At 52.4% G+C, this 233-nt stretch carries 1 protein-coding gene; it reads left to right on the forward strand.

All coding sequences use genetic code 11. From position 1 onward, the window contains the following. Positions 1-159 precede the first annotated feature (159 nt). The coding region (locus AF337_RS40455) for an AbrB/MazE/SpoVT family DNA-binding domain-containing protein (RefSeq protein WP_152971090.1) at positions 160-233 on the forward strand (74 nt) is incomplete at its 3' end.

The raw sequence follows: 233 nt of genomic DNA on the forward strand, positions 1-233 counted from the left end.
CGCCCTCGACCAAATCGCGCCGTTTGTTGAGCACACATTGGCCTAGTCGGCGGCTTGGCAGTCTCTCCGTATGCGACGATAAGAAGGTTCACACGGCGATGTTGAAATCGAAACCGGATAGTAATACCTAATACTAAAGCGGTATTACGAGGTTTCGGCATGACGACGACAGTCACGGCAAAAGGGCAGGTCACCATCCCTAAAGCGGTTCGAGAATTGCTCGGGATTGTTCC

It is taken from the genome of Rhizobium ecuadorense (genome assembly GCF_001187535.1).
Classification (GTDB): Bacteria; Pseudomonadota; Alphaproteobacteria; order Rhizobiales; family Rhizobiaceae; genus Rhizobium; species Rhizobium ecuadorense.